Consider the following 22,948-nt stretch of genomic DNA (forward strand, 5'->3'; position numbering starts at 1 on the left):
GGCGGCCGGAGCAAGATCTTCAGGAGACTCCTAGCGGGCCTGGCAGGTGGGGCACCAGAAGAGGTTGCGGGCGGCGAGACCGGCGGTGCGGATCTCGCCGCCGCAGATGTGGCAGGGCATGTTCGCCCTCCGGTAGACGTACACCTCGCCGCCGTGGTCGTCCACCCGTGGCGGCCGGCCCATCGCTTCGGGGAGGTGTTCGTCACGGACGGTGTCGATGCGGTTGTGGCGCACGCCCTGGCGCATCAGGACCACCAGGTCGGCCCACATGGCGTCCCACTCGGCGCGGGTGAGGTCCTTGCCCAGGCGGTACGGGTCGATGCCGTGCCGGAAGAGGACCTCGGCGCGGTAGACGTTGCCGACGCCCGCGACGATCTTCTGGTCCATGAGGAGAGCGGCGACGGTGGTGCGGGAGCGGGAGATACGGGCCCACGCGCGGTCGGGGTCGTCGGTCGCGCGCAGCGGGTCCGGGCCGAGACGTTCGTGTATCGCCTTCTTCTCGTCCTCGCCGATCAGCGCGCAGGCCGTGGGTCCGCGCAGGTCGGCGTAGTGCTCGGCGTTCTGCAGTCGCAGCCGGACCGTGTCGGTCGCCGGCGGGGCGGGGGCGGGGCCGAAGCCGAGCTTGCCGAAGAGTCCGAGGTGGATGTGGATCCAGGCGTCGCCCAGTTCGAGGAAGAGGTGCTTGCCATGCGCCTCCGCGCTCTCCATCGCGCGCCCGTCGAGCAGGGCCGCGCTCTCGGCGAAACGGCCCTGGGGGCTGCTCACGCTGACCGGGCGGGCGGCGAACCGTTCGGTGTGGTCCTGGGCGAGGCGGTGGATCGTATGCCCCTCGGGCACGGCGAACTCCTGGGAAATGAAAACGGCCATGCCACCCCCGGGAGGGAGCGGCACGGCCGGAAGCGGGATCAGCCCTGCGGGTGGTGGGCCGGGATCGGGGGGAGCTCGCCGGTCTGCTCGTAGGCGGAGAGCATGTCGATGCGGCGGGTGTGGCGCTCCTCGTCGGAGTACGGGGTCGCCAGGAAGGCCTCGATGAAGCTGACGGCCTCGTCCTGCGTGTGCATGCGGCCGCCGACGGAGATGACGTTGGCGTTGTTGTGCTCACGGCCGAGCTGGGCGGTCTGGACGCTCCAGGCCAGGATGGCGCGGACGCCCTTGACCTTGTTCGCGGCGATCTGCTCCCCGTTGCCGGAGCCGCCGATCACGATGCCGAGGCTGCCCTCGTCCGCGGCGGTCCTCTCCGCGGCGCGGAGGCAGAAGGGCGGGTAGTCGTCCACGGCGTCGTAGATGTGGGGGCCACAGTCGACGGGCTCGTGGCCGTTGTTCTTGAGCCAGTCCACGAGGTGGTTCTTGAGCTCAAAGCCGGCATGGTCGGATCCGAGGTACACGCGCATGTGACGAGTGTGGCACGGGGAGCCCCGACGATCCGCGGCGGGTGTCGCGTAAGTCACTTCTAAAGCTCAAGTAAACCCAAAGGACGCAGATGGGACAGGGTGTGACGTCGGTCCTGGACGTCCGCTCCGGCGCCCCGTCCCGGATTGAGGTCTTCCGTCCGCGTTCATCTCAGGTTTGAATGCCGGGGCTCGCAACCCGAGAACCTAAGGATCCGTCCATGAGCTCCACGACGACCCTTCAGAAGGAAGGCAACCCCACCGGCAACCCCGGTGAAGGTGTGCCCTCCGACGGTCTGAAGGCCGGTCTCAAGAACCGCCACCTGTCCATGATCGCCATTGGCGGCGTCATCGGCGCCGGTCTCTTCGTCGGCTCCGGTGGCGGCATAGCCAAGGCCGGCCCCGCCATCCTGATCTCCTACGCGCTGGTCGGCGCGATGGTCGTCTTCGTGATGCGGATGCTGGGCGAGATGGCGGCCGCCAGCCCGAACTCGGGCTCGTTCTCCGCCTACGCCGACCGGGCGCTCGGCCGCTGGGCCGGCTTCTCCATCGGCTGGCTCTACTGGTTCTTCTGGGTCGTCGTCCTCGCCGTGGAGGCCACCGCCGGTGCCGCCATCCTGGAGAACTGGATCCCGGCCGTCCCGCAGTGGGCCTGGGCGCTGATCGTGATGGCGGTGCTGACCGCCACCAACCTCGGCTCGGTCGCCTCCTACGGTGAGTTCGAGTTCTGGTTCGCGGGCATCAAGGTCGTCGCCATCGGCGCCTTCGTGGTCATCGGCATGCTGGCGGTCTTCGGCGTCCTGCCGGGCTCCGACAACCCGGGTGCGGGCTTCGCGCACCTGACCGACGCCGGCGGCTTCTTCCCCAACGGCTACGGCGCCGTCCTCACCGGTGTGCTGATGGTCGTCTTCTCCTTCATGGGCAGCGAGATCGTCACCCTCGCCGCCGGTGAGTCGGAGAACCCCCGCAAGGCCGTCACGCAGGCCACCAACTCCGTCATCTGGCGCATCGGCGTCTTCTACCTCGGCTCGATCTTCGTCGTGCTGACGCTGCTCCCCTGGAACGACGAGTCGATCACCGAGAAGGGCTCGTACGTCGCCGCCCTCGACTCGATCGGCATCGCGAACGCCGGCACGATCATGGAGGTCATCGTCCTGACCGCCGTGCTGTCCTGCCTGAACTCGGGCCTCTACACCGCCTCCCGCATGGCCTTCTCGCTCGGTGAGCGCGGCGACGCCCCCAAGGCGTTCGCCAAGGTCAACAAGAACGGTGTGCCGGTCGCCGCGATCCTCGGCTCCACGGTCTTCGGCTTCGTCGCCGTCTACTTCAACTACGCGTTCAAGGACACGGTCTTCAACTTCCTCCTCAACTCCTCCGGCGCCATCGCGCTCTTCGTCTGGCTGGTGATCTGCTTCACCCAGCTGAGGATGCGCGGGATCCTGGTCCGCGAGGCCCCGGAGAAGCTGACCGTGAAGATGTGGCTCTTCCCGTGGCTCACCTGGGCCACCGCCGCACTGATCATGTTCGTGATCGGCTACATGTTCGTGGACGACGCCAACCGCGAGGTGGTCAGCCTGTCCACCCTCGTCGCCGGCCTGGTCGTGGCCGTCGGTGTGGTCCTGGACTTCCGCCGCAAGCGGGCCGCCGTCCAGGGCTGACGGGCCGGGGCAGTCCTGTACGTACGCCGGAGCCCGGCCCGCCTCGTCAGGCGGGCCGGGCTCCGGCCGATACGGGGGGCGGGCGTCAGCCGCGGCGGCCCACCAGCTTCCAGGCGGCCGGCAGGGCGCCCATCGCGAGGGCCGCCTTGAGGGCGTCGCCGATCAGGAACGGGGTCAGGCCCGCCGCGACGGCCGCGCTCAGGGACATCCCGGTGGCGGCCATCAGGTACGGCACGCCCACCGCGTAGATCACCGCGGAGCCGAGCACCATCGTGCCCGCCGTACGCAGGACCGAGCGGTCGGCGCCGCGCCGCGCGAGGGCGCCGACGACGGTGGCGGCGAGCAGCATGCCGAGCACGTACCCGAAGGAGGCGCCGCCCGCGCCGGAGGTGCCGCCCGCGAACCACGGGACGCCCGCCATGCCGACGAGGGCGTACAGGGCCAGCGACAGGAAGCCGCGGCGGGCGCCGAAGGCGGTGCCGACGAGCAGCGCGGCGAAGGTCTGGCCCGTGACGGGGACCGGGGAACCGGGGACGGGCACCGCGATCTGCGCGGCGATCCCGGTCAGGGCGGCGCCGCCGACGACGAGCGCGATGTCGCGCACGCGGCTCGCGGGCAGCAGGTCGGCGAGGACGGCGCCGGGCCGGAGGGAGACGGAAGCAGTGCTCATGAGGGGGCTCCGCGAGGTGGTGGGGTGGGGACGATCACCGACGTTAGTGCGCGGCCTGCGGCCGCCCCACCGCCGCCCGGAACAAAGCCCCGCTCCCGCCGTTGGTGGGGTCTGCACAAAGCCCGCTCCCCCGACCGGGCCGACGTGATCCTCGTCACGAGCAACATCCGACAACACGTCCGTTTTGCACGGACGGCCGCCGCTCAGCAAGACTGTTGGATCCCGCCAAGCCAAAGGCGGAGTCCCCACCACCGCTGGGCCGAACGAGAGTACGAGCACTCCTCATGCGTGAGCGCCTGCCAGAAGCACCTCCCACGACGGGCGACCTGCCCGCGGAACCCCTCAGCCACAGCCTCAAGCAGCGCCACCTGACCATGCTGGGGCTCGGCGGCGTGATCGGCGCCGGCCTCTTCGTCGGCTCCGGCGCCGGCATCGGCATCGCCGGTCCCGCGATCATCTGCTCCTACCTCCTCGCCGGCGTCCTCGCGATGCTGGTGATGCGCGCGCTCGGCGAGATGTCGGCCGCGATGCCCGCCTCGGGCTCCTTCTCCGTCTACGCGGAGCGGGCGCTCGGCCGCTGGGCCGGCTTCTCGGCGGGCTGGCTGTACTGGTTCCTGCTGGTCGTGGTGCTGGCGGTGGAGGCCACCGGCGCCGCGAAGATCGCGAACGGCTGGCTGCCCGCGGTCGACCAGTGGATCTGGGTGCTGCTGTTCATGGTGGTCTTCACCGTGAGCAACCTGGCCGCGGTGAAGAACTTCGGCGAGTTCGAGTTCTGGTTCGCCGCCCTCAAGGTCGGCGCGATCGTGCTCTTCCTGATCCTCGGCACCCTCGCGATCCTCGGCGTGCTCCCGGACACGGATCCCGTCGGCATGGCCAACCTCACCGGCCAGGGCGGCTTCTTCCCCGAGGGCTTCGGCGGCGTGGTCGCCGGCATGCTCGCCGTCATCTTCGCCTTCGGCGGCCTGGAGGTCGTCACCATCGCGGCCGCCGAGTCCGACGACCCGGCCCGGTCGGTGTCCCGCGCGGTGCGCAGCGCCGTGTGGCGCATCCTCTTCTTCTACGTGGGCTCGATGGTGGTCGTCGTGACCCTGCTGCCGTGGGACTCGCTGGCGCCGGGGCAGAGCCCCTACGTCGCCGTCCTCGACTCCATCGGCATCCCGGCGGCCGGCCAGATCATGAACATCGTGGTGTTCGTGGCCCTGCTGTCGGCGCTCAACGCGAACCTGTACGGGTCCTCGCGCATGGTGTTCTCGCTGGCCGAGCGCGGCGAGGCGCCGAAGGGGCTGCTGAAGGTCTCGGGCGGCGGGGTGCCGCGCCGGGCGGTGTTCGCGTCGGTGGCCTTCGGCTTCGTCTCGGTGGTGCTCAACCTGCTGTGGCCGGACACGATCTTCCTCTACATGCTCAACGCTGTCGGGGCCGTCCTGCTGTTCGTGTGGGCGCTGATCGCCGTCTCGCAGCTGAGGCTGCGCCGCCGGATCGAGCGGGACATGCCCGAGCGGCTGATCCTGCCGATGTGGCTGTTCCCGTACGCCACCTGGGCTGCGCTGGCCGGGATGGCGACGGTCCTGGTCCTGATGCTGTTCGACGACTCCGCGCGGCCGCAGCTGCTGTGGTCGACGGGCGCGGCCCTGCTGGTCCTCGCCGTGGCGGGCGTCCGCGAGCTGCGGGAGCGGCGGGCCGCCTGACCCCGTATCACGTTCCGGGAGCACCCAGGACCCCCGTGCCGCGGCACGGGGGTCCTGCCTTTGCGGGTCCTGCCTTTGCGGGGTCCTGCCGTTGTGGGGTCCTGCCGTCGCAGGCCCCACGCCTCCCGGGTCGTACGGACATGATCACGATCCGTGAAGCGGCTGTCCGAATATCGGACGCAGCACGTCCGGTGATCGGACGCTCGGCAGACTGGGGCCGCTCCACCCCGCTCCACCCCCGCACCTGACAGGCATGCACCCCATGAGCCACACCAGCACCGTCGCACCTCCCGGGCCTGCGCGGACCGACTCCGGATCCCCGCTCGGCAACGGACTCAAGCAGCGCCACCTCTCGATGATCGCCCTCGGCGGTGTCATCGGCGCCGGACTCTTCGTCGGCTCCGGAGCCGGCATCGCGGCCGCGGGCCCCTCGATCGTGCTCGCCTACGCCGCGTCCGGACTGCTCGTGATGTTCGTGATGCGGATGCTCGGCGAGATGTCCGCCGCCAACCCCGCCTCCGGCTCCTTCTCGGTGCACGCCGAGCGGGCGATCGGCCCGTGGGCCGGGTTCACCGCCGGCTGGATGTTCTGGACGCTGCTGTGCGTGGGCGTGGCCATCGAGGCGATCGGCGCGGCGCACATCATGACGGGCTGGTTCCCGGGCACCCCGTCCTGGATGTGGGTGCTGGTGTTCATGGCGCTGTTCTGCGGCTCCAACCTGGCCGCCGTCTCGAACTTCGGCGAGTTCGAGTTCTGGTTCTCCGCCCTCAAGATCGGCGCCATCGGCCTCTTCCTGGGGCTGGGCGTACTGGCCGTCCTCGGCCTGCTGCCCGGCACCGGCGCCCCCGGCACCACCAACCTGCTCCACAACGGCGGCTTCCTGCCGGGCGGCGTGGACGGCCTGCTGGTCGGACTGCTGGCCTCGGTCGTCGCGTACGGCGGACTGGAGACGGTCACCATCGCGGCCGCCGAGTCGGAGGACCCGGTCAAGGGTGTGGCCAAGGCCGTGCGGACCACCATGTGGCGCATCGCCGTCGTCTACGTCGGCTCCATGCTGGTCATCGTCACCCTGCTGCCGTGGAACGACCCGAAGGTCAGCGAGCAGGGTCCGTACGCGGCCACCCTGGACCACCTGGGCATCCCGGCGGCCGGCGAGATCATGAACGTGGTCATCCTGATCGCCCTGCTGTCCGCGATGAACGCCAACATCTACGGCTCCTCGCGCATGGCCTACTCCCTCGTCTCCCGCGGGCAGGGCCCGAAGGCACTGGGCAAGGTCACCGGCCGGGTGCCGCGCCGCGCGGTGCTCGCCTCCTCCGGCTTCGGCTTCGTCACCGTGCTGCTGTCGTACTGGTACCCGGACACCCTGTTCGCCTGGCTGCTGAACATGGTCGGCGGGGTCATCCTGATCGTCTGGGGCTTCATCGCCGTCTCGCAGTTCGTGCTGCGCCGCCGGCTGGAGCGCGAGGCGCCCGAGAGGCTGGTCGTGCGGATGTGGGGCTTCCCGTACCTGACCTGGGTGGCGCTGGCCGGGGTGGCCGCGGTCCTGGTACTGATGGCGCTGGGCGAGGACACCCGGGTCCAGGTGGTCTTCACCGGCGGGCTCACCGTCGCCCTCGCCGTGACCGGCTACGTGATGCAGCGCCGGGCGGCCGCCGCCGCCCGCTGAACTCCCCTCGACCACAGGTGGGCCCCGTGCGAAGGCACGGGGCCCACCTGCGTTTCACAGAGGTGACCCTTACGTGTGAGACGGAATAGATACTGTTAGCGTGCAGTTGCGCATTAATTGCAATAAGCGATTGGCACGCCGAGGGGACCGGAAACACGCATGGCCATCTACACGCTTCCTGAGCTTCCGTACGACTACGCGGCGCTGGAGCCGGTGATCAACCCGCAGATCATCGAGCTGCACCACGACAAGCACCACGCGGCCTACGTCACGGGCGCCAACAACACGCTGGAGCAGCTGGCGGAGGCGCGCGACAAGGAGAACTGGGGCGCCCTCAACGGCCTTGAGAAGAACCTCGCGTTCCACCTCTCCGGCCACATCCTGCACAGCATCTACTGGCACAACATGGCGAGCCCGAAGACCGGCGAGGGCGGCGGCGAGCCCACAGCGGCCGACGGCCTGGGCGACCTGGCCGACGCGATCACCGAGTCCTTCGGCTCCTTCGCGAAGTTCAAGAAGCAGCTGACCTTCGCCTCCTCCGCCACCCAGGGCTCCGGCTGGGGCGTGCTCGCGTACGAGCCCGTCAGCGGCCGCCTGCTCGTCGAGCAGGTCTACGACCACCAGGGCAACGTCGGCGTGGCCAGCACGCCGATCCTGGTCTTCGACGCCTGGGAGCACGCCTTCTACCTGCAGTACAAGAACCAGAAGGTGGACTTCATCGAGGCGATGTGGAACGTCGTCAACTGGCAGGACGTCTCCAGGCGCTACGCCGACGCCAAGGCGAACACCCCGCTGCTGATCCCCGTCAAGGGCTGACCGCACCCCAGAACCCGTCCGCCTCGTGATCGTCTTCTCAGCCTTCACCGGCGGGCGTGTCCAGCGGAAGACCCCCGTGAGGACGTGACTCACGGGGGTCTTCTGTGTGTGCGGTGCGGGGCGGGGCGGCCTGACGGCTACTCGAAGGAGGGGCCCTTGGTGCGGGTCCGCTTGATCTCGTAGAAGCCGGGGGTGGAGGCGACGAGCAGGGTGCCGTCCCACAGCCGGGCCGCGGCCTCACCGCGCGGGGTCGGGGTGACGACCGGGCCGAAGAAGGCGACGTCGTCCTCGCCGTCGGCGCCCGGAACGGAGATCACCGGGGTGCCGACCTCCTGGCCGACCCGGTCGATGCCGCTGTTGTGGGAGGCGCGCAGCACCTCGTCGTACTCGTCGGAGTCGGCGTACGCGAGCAGCTCGGCCGGCAGGCCGACCTCGGCCAGCGCCTCGGCTATGACCTCGCGGGTCGGGCCCTTGTCCTCGTTGTGGATGCGGGTGCCGAGCGCGGTGTACAGCTTGCCGGTGACCTCGTCGCCGTGCTTCTGCTGGGCCGCTGTGACCACGCGCACGGGGGCCCAGCCCTTGGGGCCGAGCAGCTCGCGGTAGACCTCGGGCAGCTCGTCGAGCTTGTTCTCGTTGAGGACGGCGAGGCTCATCACGTGCCAGCGCACCTCGACGTCGCGGACCTTCTCGACCTCCAGCATCCAACGGGACGTCATCCAGGCCCAAGGGCAGAGCGGGTCGAACCAGAAGTCGACCGGGGTCTTCTCCCGCACCTGGGTCTCGGTCATGTCTCTCCTCGGGGTCGTCTCAGGCGGAAAAGGCGTCAGCGGCGCACGTCCTGCCGTGGCCAACCAGCACGCCGTCGCACGCATTCCCCTCGTGCGAGGATTCGACCCAAGGACGCGATCACGCACGAAGGAGTGCAGGTGCCCGGAGAGAATCTGTCCCGCGAGGAGGCCCGCGAGCGGGCCGAGCTGCTGTCCGTCGACGCCTACGAGGTCGTCCTCGACATCCGGTCGGCGGTGGACGAGGCCGAGCCGGCGGAGGGCCCCCGGACCTTCCGCTCGGTGACGACGATCCGCTTCCGGGCCGCGGTCCCGGGCGCTGCCACCTTCGCGGACCTGATCGCCCCTTCGGTCAACTCCGTGACCCTGAACGGGCGGGCGCTGGACGTGGCCGCCGCCTTCGACGGGTCCCGGATCGCCCTGGACGGCCTGGCCTCCGAGAACGTCCTGGTGGTGGACGCGAACTGCGCGTACAGCCGGACGGGCGAGGGCCTGCACCGCTTCGTGGACCCGGAGGACGGCGAGGTCTACCTCTACACGCAGTACGAGCCGGCCGACGCCCGGCGGGTGTACGCGAACTTCGAGCAGCCGGACCTGAAGGCGCCCTACCGCTTCGAGGTGACCGCGCCCGAGGGCTGGCAGGTGTGGAGCAACGGCGCCGAGGAGTCCCGCGAGGGGCAGACCCGCCGCTTCGCCGAGACCGCGCCGATCTCCACGTACATCACCTGTGTGGTGGCGGGCCCCTACCACTACGTGACGGACACCTACACCCGCGGGGACCTGACCATCCCACTGGGCGCGATGTGCCGCAAGGGGCTGGCGAAGCACTTCGACGCGGACGACATCTTCCTCGTCACCAAGCAGGGCTTCGACCTCTTCCACGAGATCTTCGACTACCCCTACCCGTTCGGGAAGTACGACCAGGCCTTCGTGCCGGAGTACAACCTGGGCGCCATGGAGAACCCGGGGATGGTGACCTTCCGGGAGGAGTACATCTTCCGCGGCAAGGTCACGCAGGCCTCGTACGAGCGGCGCGCGAACGTCATCCTGCACGAGATGGCGCACATGTGGTTCGGCGACCTGGTCACCATGAAGTGGTGGGACGACCTGTGGCTGAAGGAGTCCTTCGCGGACTTCATGGGCTCCTTCGGGCTCGTCGAGGCCACCCGCTTCGACCAGGCGTGGGTGACCTTCGCCAACAGCCGCAAGTCGTGGGCCTACCGCGCCGACCAGCTGCCGTCCACCCACCCGATCACGGCCGACATCCGCGACCTGGAGGACGCCAAGCTGAACTTCGACGGCATCACCTACGCCAAGGGCGCGGCGGTGCTCAAGCAGCTGGTCGCCTACGTCGGACGGGAGGCGTTCCTGGAGGGCGCACGCCGCTACTTCAAGGCGAACGCGTACGGGAACACCACCCTGGACGACTTGCTGTCGGTGCTCGGCGAGGTGTCCGGGCGGGACATGACCGAGTGGTCGCGGGCCTGGCTCCAGACGGCGGGCGTGAACGCGCTGACCCCGGTGGTGACCTACGACCCCGCGGGCCGGATCGCCGAGCTCGCGGTCGTCCAGGAGGGCGAGGAGCTGCGGCCGCACCGGGTCGGCGTCGGCCTGTACCGGCTGCAGCCGGACGGCGCGCTGGTCCGCTACGCGCGGGCCGAGGCGGACGTCGCCGGCGCCCGGTCGGTGATCGGGGAGCTGGCCGGGCGGGACCGGCCCGACCTGGTCCTGGTCAACGACGAGGACCTCACCTACTGCAAGATCCGCTTCGACGAGGGTTCGCTGGCGACGCTGCGCACGCACCTGGGCGGCCTGACGGATCCGCTGGCGCGGGCGCTGAGCTGGTCGGCGCTGTGGAACCTGACGCGGGACGGCCTGATGCCGGCGCGCGACTTCGTCTCGCTGGTGCTGGCGCACGCGGGCCGGGAGACGGACGTCGGCGTCCTGCAGATGCTGCACGCGCAGACGCAGACGGCGGTCACGCACTACGCGGCTCCGGAGCGGCGCGAGCAGAGCGGCCGGGACCTGGCGGCGGGCGCACTGCACCAGCTGCGGGCGGCCGAGCCGGGGTCGGAGCACCAGCTGACCTGGGCGCGCTTCTTCGCGGCGAGCGCGGCGACGGAGGGCGACTTCCAGCTGCTGCTGGGGCTGTTGGAGGGGTCGGCGCGGATCGACGGGCTGGAGGTGGACCAGGAGCTGCGCTGGGACTTCCTGCTGCCGCTGGCCGCGCACGGGGCGGTGGACGGGGGCGTCCTGGCCGCCGAACTGGCCCGCGACGACACGGCGTCGGGCAGGCGGCACCAGGTGCGGTGCCTCGCGGCGCGTCCCTCGCAGGCGGTGAAGGACCAGGCGTGGGCGGCGGTCGTGGAGTCGGACGCGCTGTCCAACGCGCTGGTGGAGGCGACGATCGCGGGCATGCAGCAGCCCTCGCAGCGGGACCTGCTGGCGGCCCACGCGGGGCGCTACTTCGAGGTGATCGAGCGGGTGTGGACGGACCGGTCGATCCAGATCGCCATGGACGTCGTGAAGGGGCTCTACCCCTCGCTCCAGGGCGACGAGGCCACCCTGGACGCCACGGACGCCTGGCTGGCCGGGCATGAGGACGCCGCCCCCGCGCTGCGCCGCCTGGTCCTGGAGTCCCGCGACGACCTGGCCCGGGCCCTGCGCGCCCAGGCCTGCGACGCGGCGGCCGGCTGACCGAACCGGGCTCTGCCCCGGCCTGGTCCTCGGACGCCGGAGTCCGAGGCACGGGGTCCGGGGCGGAGCCCCCCCGGTGCGGGGCCTGCGGCGCCGCAGGCTATCGGCAGTCGAACGCTCGTACTTTAGCCCCAGCTTGTCCGTATTTCTCGACAGGCGCGTAACAGGGGTTAGCAGGGCCATGGCCTCAGGGAATCACCGCGTCATGAACCACAACGCACCCCTCCCCCTCGCCCACCTCACCGGCAACCGTCCCCGCGTGCTGACCCTCGCGCAGCTGCGCGAGCACGGCGTGAGCGCCTCCGAGGCCGCCGAGCGGCCGTGGCGGCAGATCCTGCCCGGCGTGTTCCTGCTCCACTCCGGGCCGGCGACCAGCGAGGAGCGGCTGCACGCCGCGCTGCTGTACGCGGGACGGCGCGGCGGGGGCGAGGCCATGATCACCGGGTCGGCGGCGCTGGCCCTGTACCGCTTCGCCTCCGCGCCGCCACTGCTCGCCCTGTCGCACATCGACGTGCTGGTGCCGGGCACCCGGCGGCTGCGGTCCACCGGCGACGTGCGGATCATCCGCGCACGCACCGCGCCCCGGCCCCAGGAGGTCACGGGGCTGCCCGTGGCGCCCGTCGCGCGGGCCGTGGGCGACGCCGTCGCGCAGCTCTCCGACGCCGGCACCGTCCGCCGGCTGCTGAGCGAGGCCGTCCGCAGCGGGCACTGCGAACCGGCGGCGATCGTACGGGAGCTGACGGTGGCCCGGCTGCTGGGTCGGCCGCACGTGGTGGACGCCGTCGAGTCCCTCCTCGCGGAGGGCCGGGCCATGGCCGAGGACCGGCTGTACCACCTCGTACGCGGCTACGAGCTGCCCGCCCCCGTCTGGAACGTGGACCTGCGGATCCCCGGCGGCCCGCACCTCGGCGGGGTCGACGCGTACTGGCCGGAGCACTCCGTGGCGCTGGAGATCGACACCCGCGCCCCGCGCCAGGGGGAGGACGAGGAGTGGTCCGAGTGCGTGCGCAAGCGGGAGACCCTGGAGCGGCTCGGGGTGACCGTCGTCCACATCACCCCGCGCAAGCTGCGCGACTGGCCCGAGCAGCAGGCCGCGGTCATCCGGACCGCCCTGACGGCGGCCGACGGCCGCGAGCCCGCCGCCTACCTGGTGGTGCTCCCCAGGTGAGGCGAGTACTCCGGGGTACTCCACAGCAGCCGCCCCGGATGCACACCCTCCACCACCGACTCCACCCGGAAGCGGGTGCGGCGGCCGCCGTCGGCCGCGAACTCCGTCCGGGCCCGGCCGCTGAGCTGGAGGACGGACCCGCTCTCCCAGTCCGGGAAGAGCAGTCCGGCCCGCGGGTCGGCCGTCAGGTTCCCCAGGGTCAGGAACATCGCGTTCCCGGCGTAGTCCGGCCAGGCCAGCTCGACCGGGGAGAGCACCTCCACGAATCCCGGCAGGCCGCCGCGGTGACTGGCGTCGGCCCCGTCCGCCTCCGCCGTGGTGGCGACGAAGAAGGTGTCGGCGCGCCGGACGGCACGCACCTGGCCGGGGGTCAGCGCGTCCCCGCGGCCCACGACGCCGACCCCCTCCGCGACCCGTTCCAGCGGCCGGCGCTTCTGCAGGTACTTGGGGCAGTTGGCGAAGACCTGCTCGGCCTCGACGGCGAAGCCCCGCGGTGTCGGCGCGAGGGTTCCGTTCAGCCGCATCCGGCGCCGGGTGCGCGGGTCCAGCGCGATGGTCCCGACCCGCGCCCCGTCCGTGGCCAGCGCCTCCGCAAGGGGGTCTCCGGCCGGCACCCCTCCCGCCACGGCGATCCGGTGCGGGCCGGTGGCCCGTACGAAGCCGGGCGGGCCGGTGAGCAAGGAGGCCCACATCCGGCCGGCGCCGTCGGCGGCCCCGACGACCAGGTGCGGCTGGAGTTCCAGGAAGGCCGCGGCGACGTCGCGGATGCCCGTACCGATCGAGCGGCCGACGTGCTCGGCCGGCCCGCGCACGCCCACCCGCTCCTGCACCGCCAGCGACCCCCAGTGGTAGATGCCGCCCATTAGAAGAACCCGCAGGTCGGCGCCCCCGCGATGGGGGCGGGCTCATCCTCGGCGCCGGTCGGTACGGAGATCTCCAGGCGGGTGCCGTCGGGGTCGTGGAAGAAGATCCCGCCGGATGCCGCGCCCTCGCCGTGTGCGACGACGCCCTCGTAGGCGAACGCGACGCCCAGGCCGCGCAGCCGCTCCTCGTACGCGCGCACCTCCTCGACAGCGCCGGCCGAGAACGCCAGGTGGTGCAGTCCTGCCGCGGCGGGGGCGTAGGCGCCGTCCGCCTGCTGCCAGAGCGCGAGGACGAGCTCGCCGTCCTGGCCGAGGAGGGCGAAGCGACGGCCTTCCTCCTTGCCCTCGGCGAGCACCTGGAAGTCGAGGGCGTCCCGGTAGAAGGCGAGCGAGCCCTCCAGGTCGGTGACGTTCAGGCCGACGTGCCCGGTGCGGAGCTTGCTGATGACGGTGGTCATGACGGGTCCTTCCCCAGAGGCCGTTCAACGGGTTCTAACCTTCTAAACACAAATTAAGGGTTAGAGCGGTCGACGTCAACCGCTCACGTACTCTTGAGGGGTTAGCGAGCGAGGAGACGGACATGACGACGGCGGACGCACGGCCCCTGACCGGGGAGCCGATCGCCCTCGACCTGCTGAACACCCGCTGGACGCGGGAGGGGGAGCCCGTCGACCTCTTCGCCGGGGCCTTCGGACTGAGCCGCGTCGAAGGACTCGCGGTCTGGCTGGAGTCCGCCGGTCTGGCCGACCGCTTCCGGGCCGACGCCTCGACCCTCGTCCATCTGCTGACCGCGCGTGAGGCGCTGGCCCGCGCGGTGGCGGACCCGGCCGACGAGGGTGCTCGCGCCCTGGTCGACGCCGTACTGGAGCACGGCCGCATCCGCGCCACCCTGACCGCGGAAGGGCCGGGCGAGCGCGCCGAGTTCGACGACCCCACCTGGGGGCCGGCCTGGACGGCCGCCCGGAACTACCTGGAACTGCTGAGCTCCGCGCCCGAGCGGATCCGCAAGTGCGCCTCCGAGACCTGCGTCCTGCACTTCCACGACACCTCGCGCAACGGCACGCGGCGCTGGTGCTCGATGTCCGCCTGCGGAAACCGGGCGAAGGCCTCGCGCCACTACGCGCGCACGCGCGAGCGCTGACCGCTCGGAATCTGTCACACCCGTACCGGCGAACGCCCCGGCTCCGGAACCGACTTGAGGCCGTCAAGTCGATAAATCAACTCCTCGGCCCCGATGGTTCGCACCAGTGCGCCCGGATACGGCCCCACTGGCGGACGTCACGCGGTGGCGGGTCTCCGCCACCGCAGGTCTCGGTCGATGACATCCCTCCCCAAAGACCTGTCGCTTGAGGAAAGCTGACCGGTCATCCGGCACCGAAATCCGGACCGTATCTTTCACTTACCAGGGATGCTGATGACCCTCGAATCCCCCAGTTCCATACCCGGGGCCAGACGCGTCGCGCGCGTCGCGGCCGCGGCCGGCCTGGTCGCCGCCCTCGCGGCGACCGGCGCCGCGCCTGTGTTCGCGGCGACCGGCGCGGACACCCCGGGCACCTCGCCCGCGGTCAAGTCCGCCGACCAGAAGCTCGGTTCGGCCGACGTCGAACTCCTGCAGGAGGCCAAGGCCAAGGGTGACGCGAACGTCACGGTCATGGTCGCGACCACACCCGGCCAGACCAAGCAGGTCGCCGACCAGCTCGACGCCGTACAGGGCGCCTCGGTCGGCCGGACGTACGACAACCTCGGTTACGTGCGCGCCACCCTGCCGACCGGCCAGGCGGAGGCCGCGCTGAAGGCGGCTGCCAAGCTGTCCTCGGTGCACGGCATCGACCTGCGTCACGAGATCCAGCTGCCGGACCCGCGCCCCGACGCCGGCCGGGAGGCCGGCACGGTCAAGAAGACCGCGGCCGAGACGTACGCCGCGCCGGGCAAGGACACCCCGGCGAAGAACCCGTACAACCCGTCCTTCGAGACCGGCGCGGTCGACTTCGTCGCGGACAACCCGCAGGCCGACGGCCGCGGCGTGACCATCGGCATCATGGACTCGGGTGTCGACCTCGGCCACCCGGCCCTGCAGAAGACCACCACCGGCGAGCGCAAGATCGTCGACTGGGTGACCGCCACCGACCCGATCACCGACAACGACGGCACCTGGCGTGCGCAGATCACCCCGGTCACCTCAGCGGGCGGCGCCTTCACCGCGGGCGGCCAGAGCTGGAAGGCACCCGAGGGCAGCTTCCAGTGGAGCCGGTTCAGCGAGTCGATCACCGCCAACGGTGACATGAAGGGCGACGTCAACCGCGACGGGGACACCACCGACCGGTTCGGCATGCTCTACGACGCCGCCGCCGGCACCGTCCGCGTCGACACCGACCAGGACGGCGACTTCACGAACAACGAGCCGATGAAGCCGTACAAGGACGGCTACCAGATCGGCTACTTCGGCACGGACAACCCGGCGACCGAGGTCGCCGAGCGGATTCCGTTCGTGATCGAGATCCGCAAGGACGTCCCGATGGACCCGCTGGGCGGGGACTGGGTCGGCAAGAAGGCCGACTTCGTCAACATCGGCATCATCGAGTCCGAGCACGGCACGCACGTCGCCGGCATCACCGCCGCAAACAGCCTCTTCGGCGGCAAGATGAACGGCGAGGCGCCCGGCGCGAAGCTCGTCTCCTCACGCGCCTGCTCCTGGTCCGGCGGCTGCACCAACGTCGCGCTGACCGAGGGCATGATCGACCTCGTCGTCAACCGCGGTGTGGACATCGTCAACATGTCCATCGGCGGCCTGCCGGCGCTGAACGACGGCAACAACGCGCGCGCCGAGCTCTACCGCAACCTCGTCGACACCTACGGTGTCCAGCTGGTCATCTCGGCCGGCAACTCCGGCCCGGGTGTGAACACCATCGGCGACCCGGCCCTCGCGGACAAGGTCATCTCCGTGGGCGCCTCGGTCTCCAAGGAGACGTGGGCCGCCAACTACGGCTCCGGCGTGAGCACGAAGTACAACATGTTCCCCTTCTCCTCGCGCGGTCCGCGTGAGGACGGCGGCTTCACGCCGACCATCAGCGCCCCCGGCGCGGCCGTCAACACCATCCAGACCTGGCTGCCCGGCGCGCCGGTGAAGGAGGCGGGCTACACCCTGCCGGCCGGTTACGGCATGCTCCAGGGCACCTCGATGGCCTCGCCGCAGGCCGCGGGCGCCAGCGCGCTGCTGATCTCGGCCGCGAAGCAGCAGGGCATCAAGCTGACCCCGGCCTCCCTGCGGGTCGCGCTCACCAGCTCCGCGAAGAAGATCGACAACGTCCCGGCGCACGCGCAGGGTTCGGGTCTGATCGACGTGAACGGCGCGTGGGAGTCCATCCAGCGCGACGCCAAGGCCAACGAGTTCACCGTCAAGGCGCCGGTCGACACCGCGATCGACCAGTTCCTGAAGACCCCGGGCTTCGGCACCGGCCTGTACGACCGCGAGGGCGGCCTCAAGGTCGGCCAGAAGAAGGTCTACAACGTCGTCGTCACCCGCACCACGGGCGTCAAGTACGGCACCCGGCACGACCTGAGCTGGCGCAACAACGACGGCACCTTCAAGGTCGTCGGCGGCTACGACTACGTCACCCTGCCGCTGAACAAGCCCGTCACCATCAAGGTCGAGGCCAAGGCCAAGACGGCCGGCGTCCACAGCGGCATCCTGCAGCTGGACGACGAGACCACCGAGGGCATCGACAAGCAGATCCTGACGACCGTCGTGGCTTCCGCCCCCCTGGCCGCGCCGGCGTTCTCCCTGTCGCAGTCCTCCACCGTGCAGCGCAACTCGCACACGTCGTACTTCGTGACCGTGCCGCCGGGCGCCAAGAGCCTGGAGGTCGCCCTGGGCGGTCTCGCGGCGGGTGCCCAGACGCGCTTCATCGCGATCCACCCGTACGGCGTGCCGGTGGACCCGACGTCCACCGTCAACTGCTACCCGAACTACGACAACCCGGCGAACACCTGCCGCCCCGACGTGCGCTCGTACCCCGAGCCGACGCCGGGCGTCTGGGAGATCGAGGTCGAGGCCCGTCGTACCTCGCCGGTCCTGGACAACCCGTTCAAGCTGGACGTCTCCGTGCTCGGCGCGGCCTTCGACCCCGCGGTCAAGGTCCTGCCCGAGGTGAAGCAGGGCACCCCGGCCGCGGTCCAGTGGAGCGTCAAGAACGCCGGCGCGGCCATCACCGGCGGCAAGCTCAAGGGCGGCCCGCTCGGTTCCGCGAAGGTCGCCAAGCCGACCCTCGCGAACGGTGAGACCCACACCACCGAGATCGCGGTGCCCGCGGGCACCTCGCGCCTCGACGTCGCCATCGGCAAGGTGTCCGACACCGCCGCCGACCTGGACCTGGAGGTCTACAAGGACGGCGTCAAGGTGGGCTCCGCCGCCGACGGCGACTCCGAGGAGGCCGTGAGCCTGGTCAACCCGGCCGCGGGCACCTACACCGTCAAGGTGATCGGCTACGCGATCCCGTCCGGTTCGACCACGTACGACTACCGCGACGTGTTCTTCTCGGCCGCCCTGGGCTCCGTCCAGGTCGACGAGGCCGCCGCGGTGAACCTCGCCACCGGCGCCACCGCGCAGGTCTCGGCGAACGTCCTGGTCACCGGCGCGGCCCCCGAGGGCCGTCAGTTCTTCGGCCAGGTCGAGCTGCTCAACGCCCGCGGCACCGCCGCCGGCACCGGCAGCGTCCAGATCGAGAAGGTCCTCCCGTAGCACCTTCCGCAGGGAAACCCGAGGGGGCGGCGCTCTGACGAGCACCGCCCCCTCGGGCCGTTCCCCGGAGTGGCTTTTCGGCCTTCGGTCGATCATGTCCGGATAGCGGACGCGACAGACCGGATGTTAACCGGCCCCGACCAGGCAAAACGGTCGCCCGGAGGCCGTGAAACAAGGCCACTACGCACGCGTCACAGGTGTTCACATTCAGAACACCGTCCGGTCCTCGGACAATGGATTGGACAAGGCTCGTGGGGTCGAACGCATGATGGCCTCACGCGCGCCCGCGACACATGGATCAAGAGGAGTCAACGTGAGGGTCGGAATCGTCGGAGCCACCGGTCAGGTCGGCGCAGTCATGCGCAGCATCCTCGCCGAGCGCAAGTTCCCGGTGGACGAGCTGCGCCTGTTCGCCTCGTCCCGGTCCGCCGGCTCGACGATCGAGTGGGAGGGCCGCGAGATCACCATCGAGGACGCCTCCACGGCCGACTACTCCGGCCTGGACATCGTGCTCTTCTCGGCGGGCGGTGCCACCTCCAAGGCCCTGGCCGAGAAGGTCGCCTCGCAGGGCGCCGTCGTCATCGACAACTCCTCCGCCTGGCGCAAGGACCCCGAGGTCCCCCTCGTCGTCTCCGAGGTCAACCCGCACGCGATCAGGAACCGGCCCAAGGGCATCATCGCGAACCCGAACTGCACCACCATGGCGGCCATGCCGGTGCTGCGCCCGCTGCACGACGAGGCCGGCCTGTCCGCGCTGATCGCCACCACCTACCAGGCCGTCTCCGGCTCGGGCCTGGCCGGTGTCGCCGAGCTCGACGGCCAGGTCAAGGCCGTCTCCGAGGGCGCGACCGGGCTGGTCCACGACGGCGGCGCCGTCGACTTCCCCGAGCCGGGCGTCTACAAGCGCCCGATCGCCTTCAACGTGCTCCCGCTCGCGGGCTCGATCGTCGACGACGGCTCCTTCGAGACCGACGAGGAGCAGAAGCTCCGCAACGAGTCCCGCAAGATCCTGGAGCTCCCGGAGCTCAAGGTGTCGGGCACCTGCGTGCGCGTGCCGGTCTTCTCCGGCCACTCCCTCCAGATCAACGCCCGCTTCGACCGCCCGATCAGCGTCGAGCGCGCCTACGAGCTGCTGAAGGACGCCGCGGGCGTGGAGCTGTCCGAGATCCCGACCCCCCTCCAGGCCGCCGGCAAGGACGCCTCGTACGTGGGTCGCATCCGCGTGGACGAGACGGTGGAGAACGGCCTCGCGCTGTTCGTGTCGAACGACAACCTCCGCAAGGGCGCCGCGCTGAACGCGGTCCAGATCGCGGAGCTCGTGGCCGACGAGCTGCGCGGCTGACCCCGCCGCAGGCACGAGGGGAGGGCGGGCGCCGCACGGCGCCCGCCCTCCCTCCGTGTCAGGGCCGGCGCACCTCGAACTGGAAGCAGCCGAACTCGGCGAAACGCAGGTGTACGAGGGCCACCCCGGGATCGGCGAAGGCCTCGGCCAGGGCCCCGTCGATCACCCCGTCGGGATCCTCCCCGAGGTCCAGGACCCGCCCGCCGAGGATGTGCCCGCGGGCGTCGTAGCGTCGGGCGGTGCGCTGCACCCCGGCCCGGGCGAACGGGTACCCGCCGCCCTCCGCGGGCCCCCCGCACGCCTCGGCGTGGACGAAGACGGGCCCCTGCTCGTCGTAGGCGCCCGGATCGGCTCCGGTCCACGCCGCCCAGCGGCGCAGCGGCGCGTACGAGACGAGCGCGATCCGCTCCCCCGCCGTACTGGTGCGCAGGCAGCACCGCAGCGGTGCCCCGCCCTCCCCGTCGGTGTACGGGACGGGGCCCCGTCCCGCGTCGTCGCGCACGCGGAGCTCCTCAAGCACCGCCTCCTCGATGGGCCTCGCCCGGTATCTGCTGGTCATGCCCATCAGCGTGCCGGGGCGGGGCTTGCCTGTCCGGCAGGTTTGCGACCTCGCGTTCGCCCGTGGATTACTCCGGGGCGGTGACCCGTCCCCCGTGGAAGGATGTCGGGGCAACGTCACCATCAAAGGAGATGACCGCGTGCCAGGCACGATTCTCACCCGTGAAGAGGCTCAGCAGCGTGCGAAGCTGCTCACCGTCGACTCGTACGAGATCGAACTCGATCTCAGCGGTGCGCAGGAGGGCGGGACCTACCCGTCCGTGACCACCGTGCGCTTCCAGTCGGCCGAGGCCGGGGCGGAGACCTTCATCGACCTGGTCGCCCCCGCGGTGCACGAGGTCGTCCTCAACGGCAAGTCGCTCGACGTCGCGGCCGTCTTCCGCGACTCGCGGATCGCCCTGGCGCACCTCGCGGCCGGAGCCAACGAGCTGCGGGTCGTCGCGGACTGCGCGTACACCAACACCGGTGAGGGCCTCCACCGCTTCGTCGACCCCGTCGACCAGCAGGCCTATCTCTACACCCAGTTCGAGGTGCCGGATGCGCGGCGGGTCTTCGCCAGCTTCGAGCAGCCCGACCTGAAGGCCACGTTCCAGTTCACCGTGACGGCCCCCGAGGGCTGGACGGTCATCTCGAACTCGCCGACACCCGAGGCCGCGGACGTCAAGGACAACGTCTGGCGCTTCGAGCCGACCCCGCGCATCTCCTCGTACATCACGGCTCTCATCGTCGGCCCGTACCACGCGGTGCACAGCTCCTACGAGGGCCCGAACGGGCAGAGCGTGCCGCTCGGCATCTACTGCCGGCCCTCGCTCGCCGAGTTCCTCGACGCGGACGCGATCTTCGACGTGACCCGGCAGGGCTTCGACTGGTTCCAGGAGAAGTTCGCCTACGACTACCCCTTCGCCAAGTACGACCAGCTCTTCGTACCGGAGTTCAACGCGGGCGCGATGGAGAACGCGGGCGCGGTCACCATCCGCGACCAGTACGTCTTCCGCTCGAAGGTGACGGACGCGGCGTACGAGGTGCGCGCGGAGACCATCCTCCACGAGCTCGCCCACATGTGGTTCGGCGACCTCGTCACCATGGAGTGGTGGAACGACCTGTGGCTGAACGAGTCGTTCGCCACCTACACGTCCATCGCGTGCCAGGCGTACGCGGAGGGCTCGAAGTGGCCGCACGCGTGGACCACCTTCGCCAACTCCATGAAGACGTGGGCGTACCGGCAGGACCAGCTGCCGTCCACGCACCCGATCATGGCGGACATCCGCGACCTCGACGACGTCATGGTCAACTTCGACGGCATCACGTACGCCAAGGGCGCCTCGGTGCTCAAGCAGCTCGTCGCCTACGTCGGCATGGACGCCTTCTTCAAGGGCGTGCAGGCGTACTTCAAGGCGCACGCCTTCGGCAACACGCGCCTGTCGGACCTGCTGGGCGCCCTGGAGGAGACCTCCGGCCGCGACCTGGCCGCCTGGTCGAAGGCGTGGCTGGAGACGGCCGGCATCAACGTCCTGCGCCCCGAGGTCACCACCGACGCGAACGGCGTGATCACCGCCTTCGGCATCCGCCAGGAAGCGCCCGCGCTGCCCGCGGGCGCCAAGGGCGAGTCCACCCTGCGCCCGCACCGCATCGCGGTGGGCCTGTACGAGCTCCAGGACGGCGCCCTCGTGCGCACCGACCGGATCGAGCTGGACATCGACGGCGCGCTGACCACGGTGCCGGAGCTGGTCGGCCGCACCCGTCCGGCGGTCTTCCTGCTGAACGACGACGACCTCTCCTACGCGAAGGTCCGCCTGGACGAGGAGTCCCTGGCCGTCGTCACCGCGCACATCGGCGACTTCACCCAGTCCCTGCCGCGCGCCCTGTGCTGGGCCTCGGCCTGGGACATGACCCGCGACGGGGAGCTCGCCACCCGCGACTACCTCTCGCTGGTGCTCTCGGGCATCGGCAAGGAGTCCGACATCGGCGTCGTGCAGTCGCTGCACCGGCAGGTGAAGCTGGCCATCGACCTGTACGCGGACCCGGCGTGGCGCGAGGAGGGCCTGGCGGCCTGGACCGCGGCCACCCTGGAGCACCTGCGCGCGGCGGAGCCGGCCGGCGACCACCAGCTGGCGTGGGCACGGGCCTTCGCGGCGACCGCCCGCACCGAGGAGCAGCTGGCCTACCTGTCGGCGCTGCTGGACGGCTCGGCCGTCGTCGAGGGCCTGGCCGTCGACACCGAGCTGCGGTGGGCGTTCCTGGAGCGGCTCGCCGCGACGGGCGTCGCCGACGAGCCGGCCATCGCGGCGGAGCTGGAGCGGGACGCGACGGCGGCGGGCGAGCGGCACGCGGCGACGGCGCGGGCGGCCCGCCCGACGGCTGAGGCCAAGGCCGCGGCCTGGGCCTCGGTGGTGGAGTCCGGCGACCTGCCGAACGCGGTGCAGGAGGCGGTGATCGGCGGCTTCGTCCAGACCGACCAGCGCGAGCTGCTGGCCCCGTACACCGCGAAGTACTTCGCGGCGGTCAAGGAGGTCTGGGAGACCCGCAGCCACGAGATCGCCCAGCAGATCGCGGTGGGCCTGTACCCGGCCCTCCAGGTCTCGCGGGAGACCCTGGACGCGACGGACGCCTGGCTGGCCTCGGCCGAGCCGAGCGCCGCGCTGCGGCGGCTGGTCTCGGAGTCCCGCGCGGGTGTGGAACGCGCGCTGAAGGCCCAGGCCGCCGACGCCGCTGCCGCTGCCGCTCGGGTCTGAGGGCCTCCGGGCTCTGCCCGCACCCGCGGGGGCGACGGCCTTCCCCGCGGGTGCGGCGCCTCGATCGCCGGCGGGGCTCGATGTACCGGGCTCCGCCCGGACCCGGTCCTCAAACGCCGGACGGGCTGGAAAGTCCAGCCTCGCCGGCGTTTGAGGCGCGGGGTCCGGGGCGGCGCCCC

Annotated in this window: 17 protein-coding genes; 10 read left to right on the forward strand and 7 right to left on the reverse strand. The window is 71.1% G+C overall.

Annotation, left to right across the window (positions count from 1 at the left end; translation table 11 throughout):
* Nucleotides 1-30 precede the first annotated feature (30 nt).
* Both ACFWFZ_RS13070 and ACFWFZ_RS13075 read right to left on the reverse strand, forming a co-directional pair.
* The gene (locus ACFWFZ_RS13070) at nucleotides 31-837 is read right to left on the reverse strand and encodes an Fpg/Nei family DNA glycosylase (RefSeq protein ID WP_387121325.1); all 807 of its coding nucleotides are present in this window, start codon (nucleotides 835-837) and stop codon (nucleotides 31-33) included.
* A gap of 68 nt (nucleotides 838-905) precedes the next feature.
* Nucleotides 906-1,391 (reverse strand): ribose-5-phosphate isomerase, encoded by a 486-nt coding sequence (locus ACFWFZ_RS13075; protein ID WP_356810053.1) that lies wholly within the window; start codon nucleotides 1,389-1,391, stop codon nucleotides 906-908.
* Nucleotides 1,392-1,609: 218 nt separating this feature from the next.
* Here ACFWFZ_RS13075 and ACFWFZ_RS13080 point away from each other — a divergent pair, with 218 nt between their 5' ends.
* Nucleotides 1,610-3,046 (forward strand): amino acid permease, encoded by a 1,437-nt coding sequence (locus ACFWFZ_RS13080; RefSeq protein ID WP_387120946.1) that lies wholly within the window; start codon nucleotides 1,610-1,612, stop codon nucleotides 3,044-3,046.
* 85 nt (nucleotides 3,047-3,131) lie between these two features.
* Here ACFWFZ_RS13080 and ACFWFZ_RS13085 read toward each other — a convergent pair whose 3' ends face one another.
* Nucleotides 3,132-3,716, reverse strand: a complete 585-nt coding sequence (locus tag ACFWFZ_RS13085) for a biotin transporter BioY (RefSeq protein WP_030650093.1) — start codon at nucleotides 3,714-3,716, stop codon at nucleotides 3,132-3,134.
* Nucleotides 3,717-4,000: 284 nt separating this feature from the next.
* Between ACFWFZ_RS13085 and ACFWFZ_RS13090 the strand changes: the two genes are divergently transcribed.
* From ACFWFZ_RS13090 to ACFWFZ_RS13100, 3 genes are all read left to right on the forward strand, one after another.
* Complete coding sequence (locus tag ACFWFZ_RS13090) at nucleotides 4,001-5,401, forward strand: amino acid permease (protein ID WP_387120949.1); 1,401 nt, start codon at nucleotides 4,001-4,003, stop codon at nucleotides 5,399-5,401.
* Between the two features lie 262 nt (nucleotides 5,402-5,663).
* Complete coding sequence (locus ACFWFZ_RS13095; protein ID WP_387120952.1) at nucleotides 5,664-7,070, forward strand: amino acid permease; 1,407 nt, start codon at nucleotides 5,664-5,666, stop codon at nucleotides 7,068-7,070.
* Nucleotides 7,071-7,229: 159 nt separating this feature from the next.
* Entirely contained in the window at nucleotides 7,230-7,886 is a 657-nt protein-coding gene (locus ACFWFZ_RS13100) for a superoxide dismutase (protein ID WP_387120955.1), read from the forward strand.
* Nucleotides 7,887-8,023: 137 nt separating this feature from the next.
* Here the strand turns inward: ACFWFZ_RS13100 and ACFWFZ_RS13105 are convergent, their stop codons facing one another.
* Nucleotides 8,024-8,674, reverse strand: coding sequence for a DsbA family protein (locus ACFWFZ_RS13105; RefSeq protein WP_387120958.1), 651 nt, complete (start codon nucleotides 8,672-8,674; stop codon nucleotides 8,024-8,026).
* A 138-nt stretch (nucleotides 8,675-8,812) separates the two neighbouring features.
* Between ACFWFZ_RS13105 and pepN (ACFWFZ_RS13110) the strand changes: the two genes are divergently transcribed.
* Both pepN (ACFWFZ_RS13110) and ACFWFZ_RS13115 read left to right on the forward strand, forming a co-directional pair.
* Complete coding sequence (pepN, locus tag ACFWFZ_RS13110) at nucleotides 8,813-11,368, forward strand: aminopeptidase N (RefSeq protein WP_387120961.1); 2,556 nt, start codon at nucleotides 8,813-8,815, stop codon at nucleotides 11,366-11,368.
* A gap of 205 nt (nucleotides 11,369-11,573) precedes the next feature.
* Complete coding sequence (locus ACFWFZ_RS13115; RefSeq protein WP_387120964.1) at nucleotides 11,574-12,536, forward strand: hypothetical protein; 963 nt, start codon at nucleotides 11,574-11,576, stop codon at nucleotides 12,534-12,536.
* Here the strand turns inward: ACFWFZ_RS13115 and ACFWFZ_RS13120 are convergent.
* Nucleotides 12,512-13,399 carry a pyridoxamine 5'-phosphate oxidase family protein gene (locus ACFWFZ_RS13120; RefSeq protein ID WP_387120967.1) on the reverse strand — a complete coding sequence of 296 codons (888 nt, stop codon included), beginning with the start codon at nucleotides 13,397-13,399 and terminating at the stop codon, nucleotides 12,512-12,514. The two genes, ACFWFZ_RS13115 and ACFWFZ_RS13120, sit on opposite strands and share 25 nt — an antisense overlap.
* The gene (locus ACFWFZ_RS13125; protein ID WP_387120969.1) at nucleotides 13,399-13,857 is read right to left on the reverse strand and encodes a VOC family protein; all 459 of its coding nucleotides are present in this window, start codon (nucleotides 13,855-13,857) and stop codon (nucleotides 13,399-13,401) included. The genes ACFWFZ_RS13120 and ACFWFZ_RS13125 overlap by 1 nt, the downstream gene beginning before the upstream one ends.
* Before the next feature lie 122 nt (nucleotides 13,858-13,979).
* Here ACFWFZ_RS13125 and ACFWFZ_RS13130 point away from each other — a divergent pair, with 122 nt between their 5' ends.
* The 3 genes from ACFWFZ_RS13130 to ACFWFZ_RS13140 all read left to right on the forward strand — a co-directional run bounded on the left by ACFWFZ_RS13130 (nucleotide 13,980) and on the right by ACFWFZ_RS13140 (nucleotide 19,479).
* A complete protein-coding gene (locus tag ACFWFZ_RS13130) occupies nucleotides 13,980-14,540 on the forward strand; it encodes a CGNR zinc finger domain-containing protein (protein WP_387120972.1) in 561 nt (186 codons plus the stop codon).
* Between the two features lie 273 nt (nucleotides 14,541-14,813).
* On the forward strand, nucleotides 14,814-18,137 hold the full coding sequence (locus tag ACFWFZ_RS13135) for a S8 family serine peptidase (protein ID WP_387120975.1): 3,324 nt from the start codon (nucleotides 14,814-14,816) through the stop codon (nucleotides 18,135-18,137).
* A 313-nt stretch (nucleotides 18,138-18,450) separates the two neighbouring features.
* Nucleotides 18,451-19,479 carry an aspartate-semialdehyde dehydrogenase gene (locus ACFWFZ_RS13140; RefSeq protein WP_387120978.1) on the forward strand — a complete coding sequence of 343 codons (1,029 nt, stop codon included), beginning with the start codon at nucleotides 18,451-18,453 and terminating at the stop codon, nucleotides 19,477-19,479.
* Between the two features lie 58 nt (nucleotides 19,480-19,537).
* Here ACFWFZ_RS13140 and ACFWFZ_RS13145 read toward each other — a convergent pair whose 3' ends face one another.
* Entirely contained in the window at nucleotides 19,538-20,038 is a 501-nt protein-coding gene (locus ACFWFZ_RS13145) for a DUF1203 domain-containing protein (RefSeq protein ID WP_387120981.1), read from the reverse strand.
* Between the two features lie 139 nt (nucleotides 20,039-20,177).
* Between ACFWFZ_RS13145 and pepN (ACFWFZ_RS13150) the strand changes: the two genes are divergently transcribed.
* The gene (gene pepN / locus ACFWFZ_RS13150; RefSeq protein ID WP_387120984.1) at nucleotides 20,178-22,769 is read left to right on the forward strand and encodes an aminopeptidase N; all 2,592 of its coding nucleotides are present in this window, start codon (nucleotides 20,178-20,180) and stop codon (nucleotides 22,767-22,769) included.
* The last annotated feature ends 179 nt before the right edge of the window (nucleotides 22,770-22,948 follow it).

This window comes from Streptomyces sp. NPDC060232 (genome assembly GCF_042726555.1).
Lineage (GTDB): Bacteria > Actinomycetota > Actinomycetes > Streptomycetales > Streptomycetaceae > Streptomyces.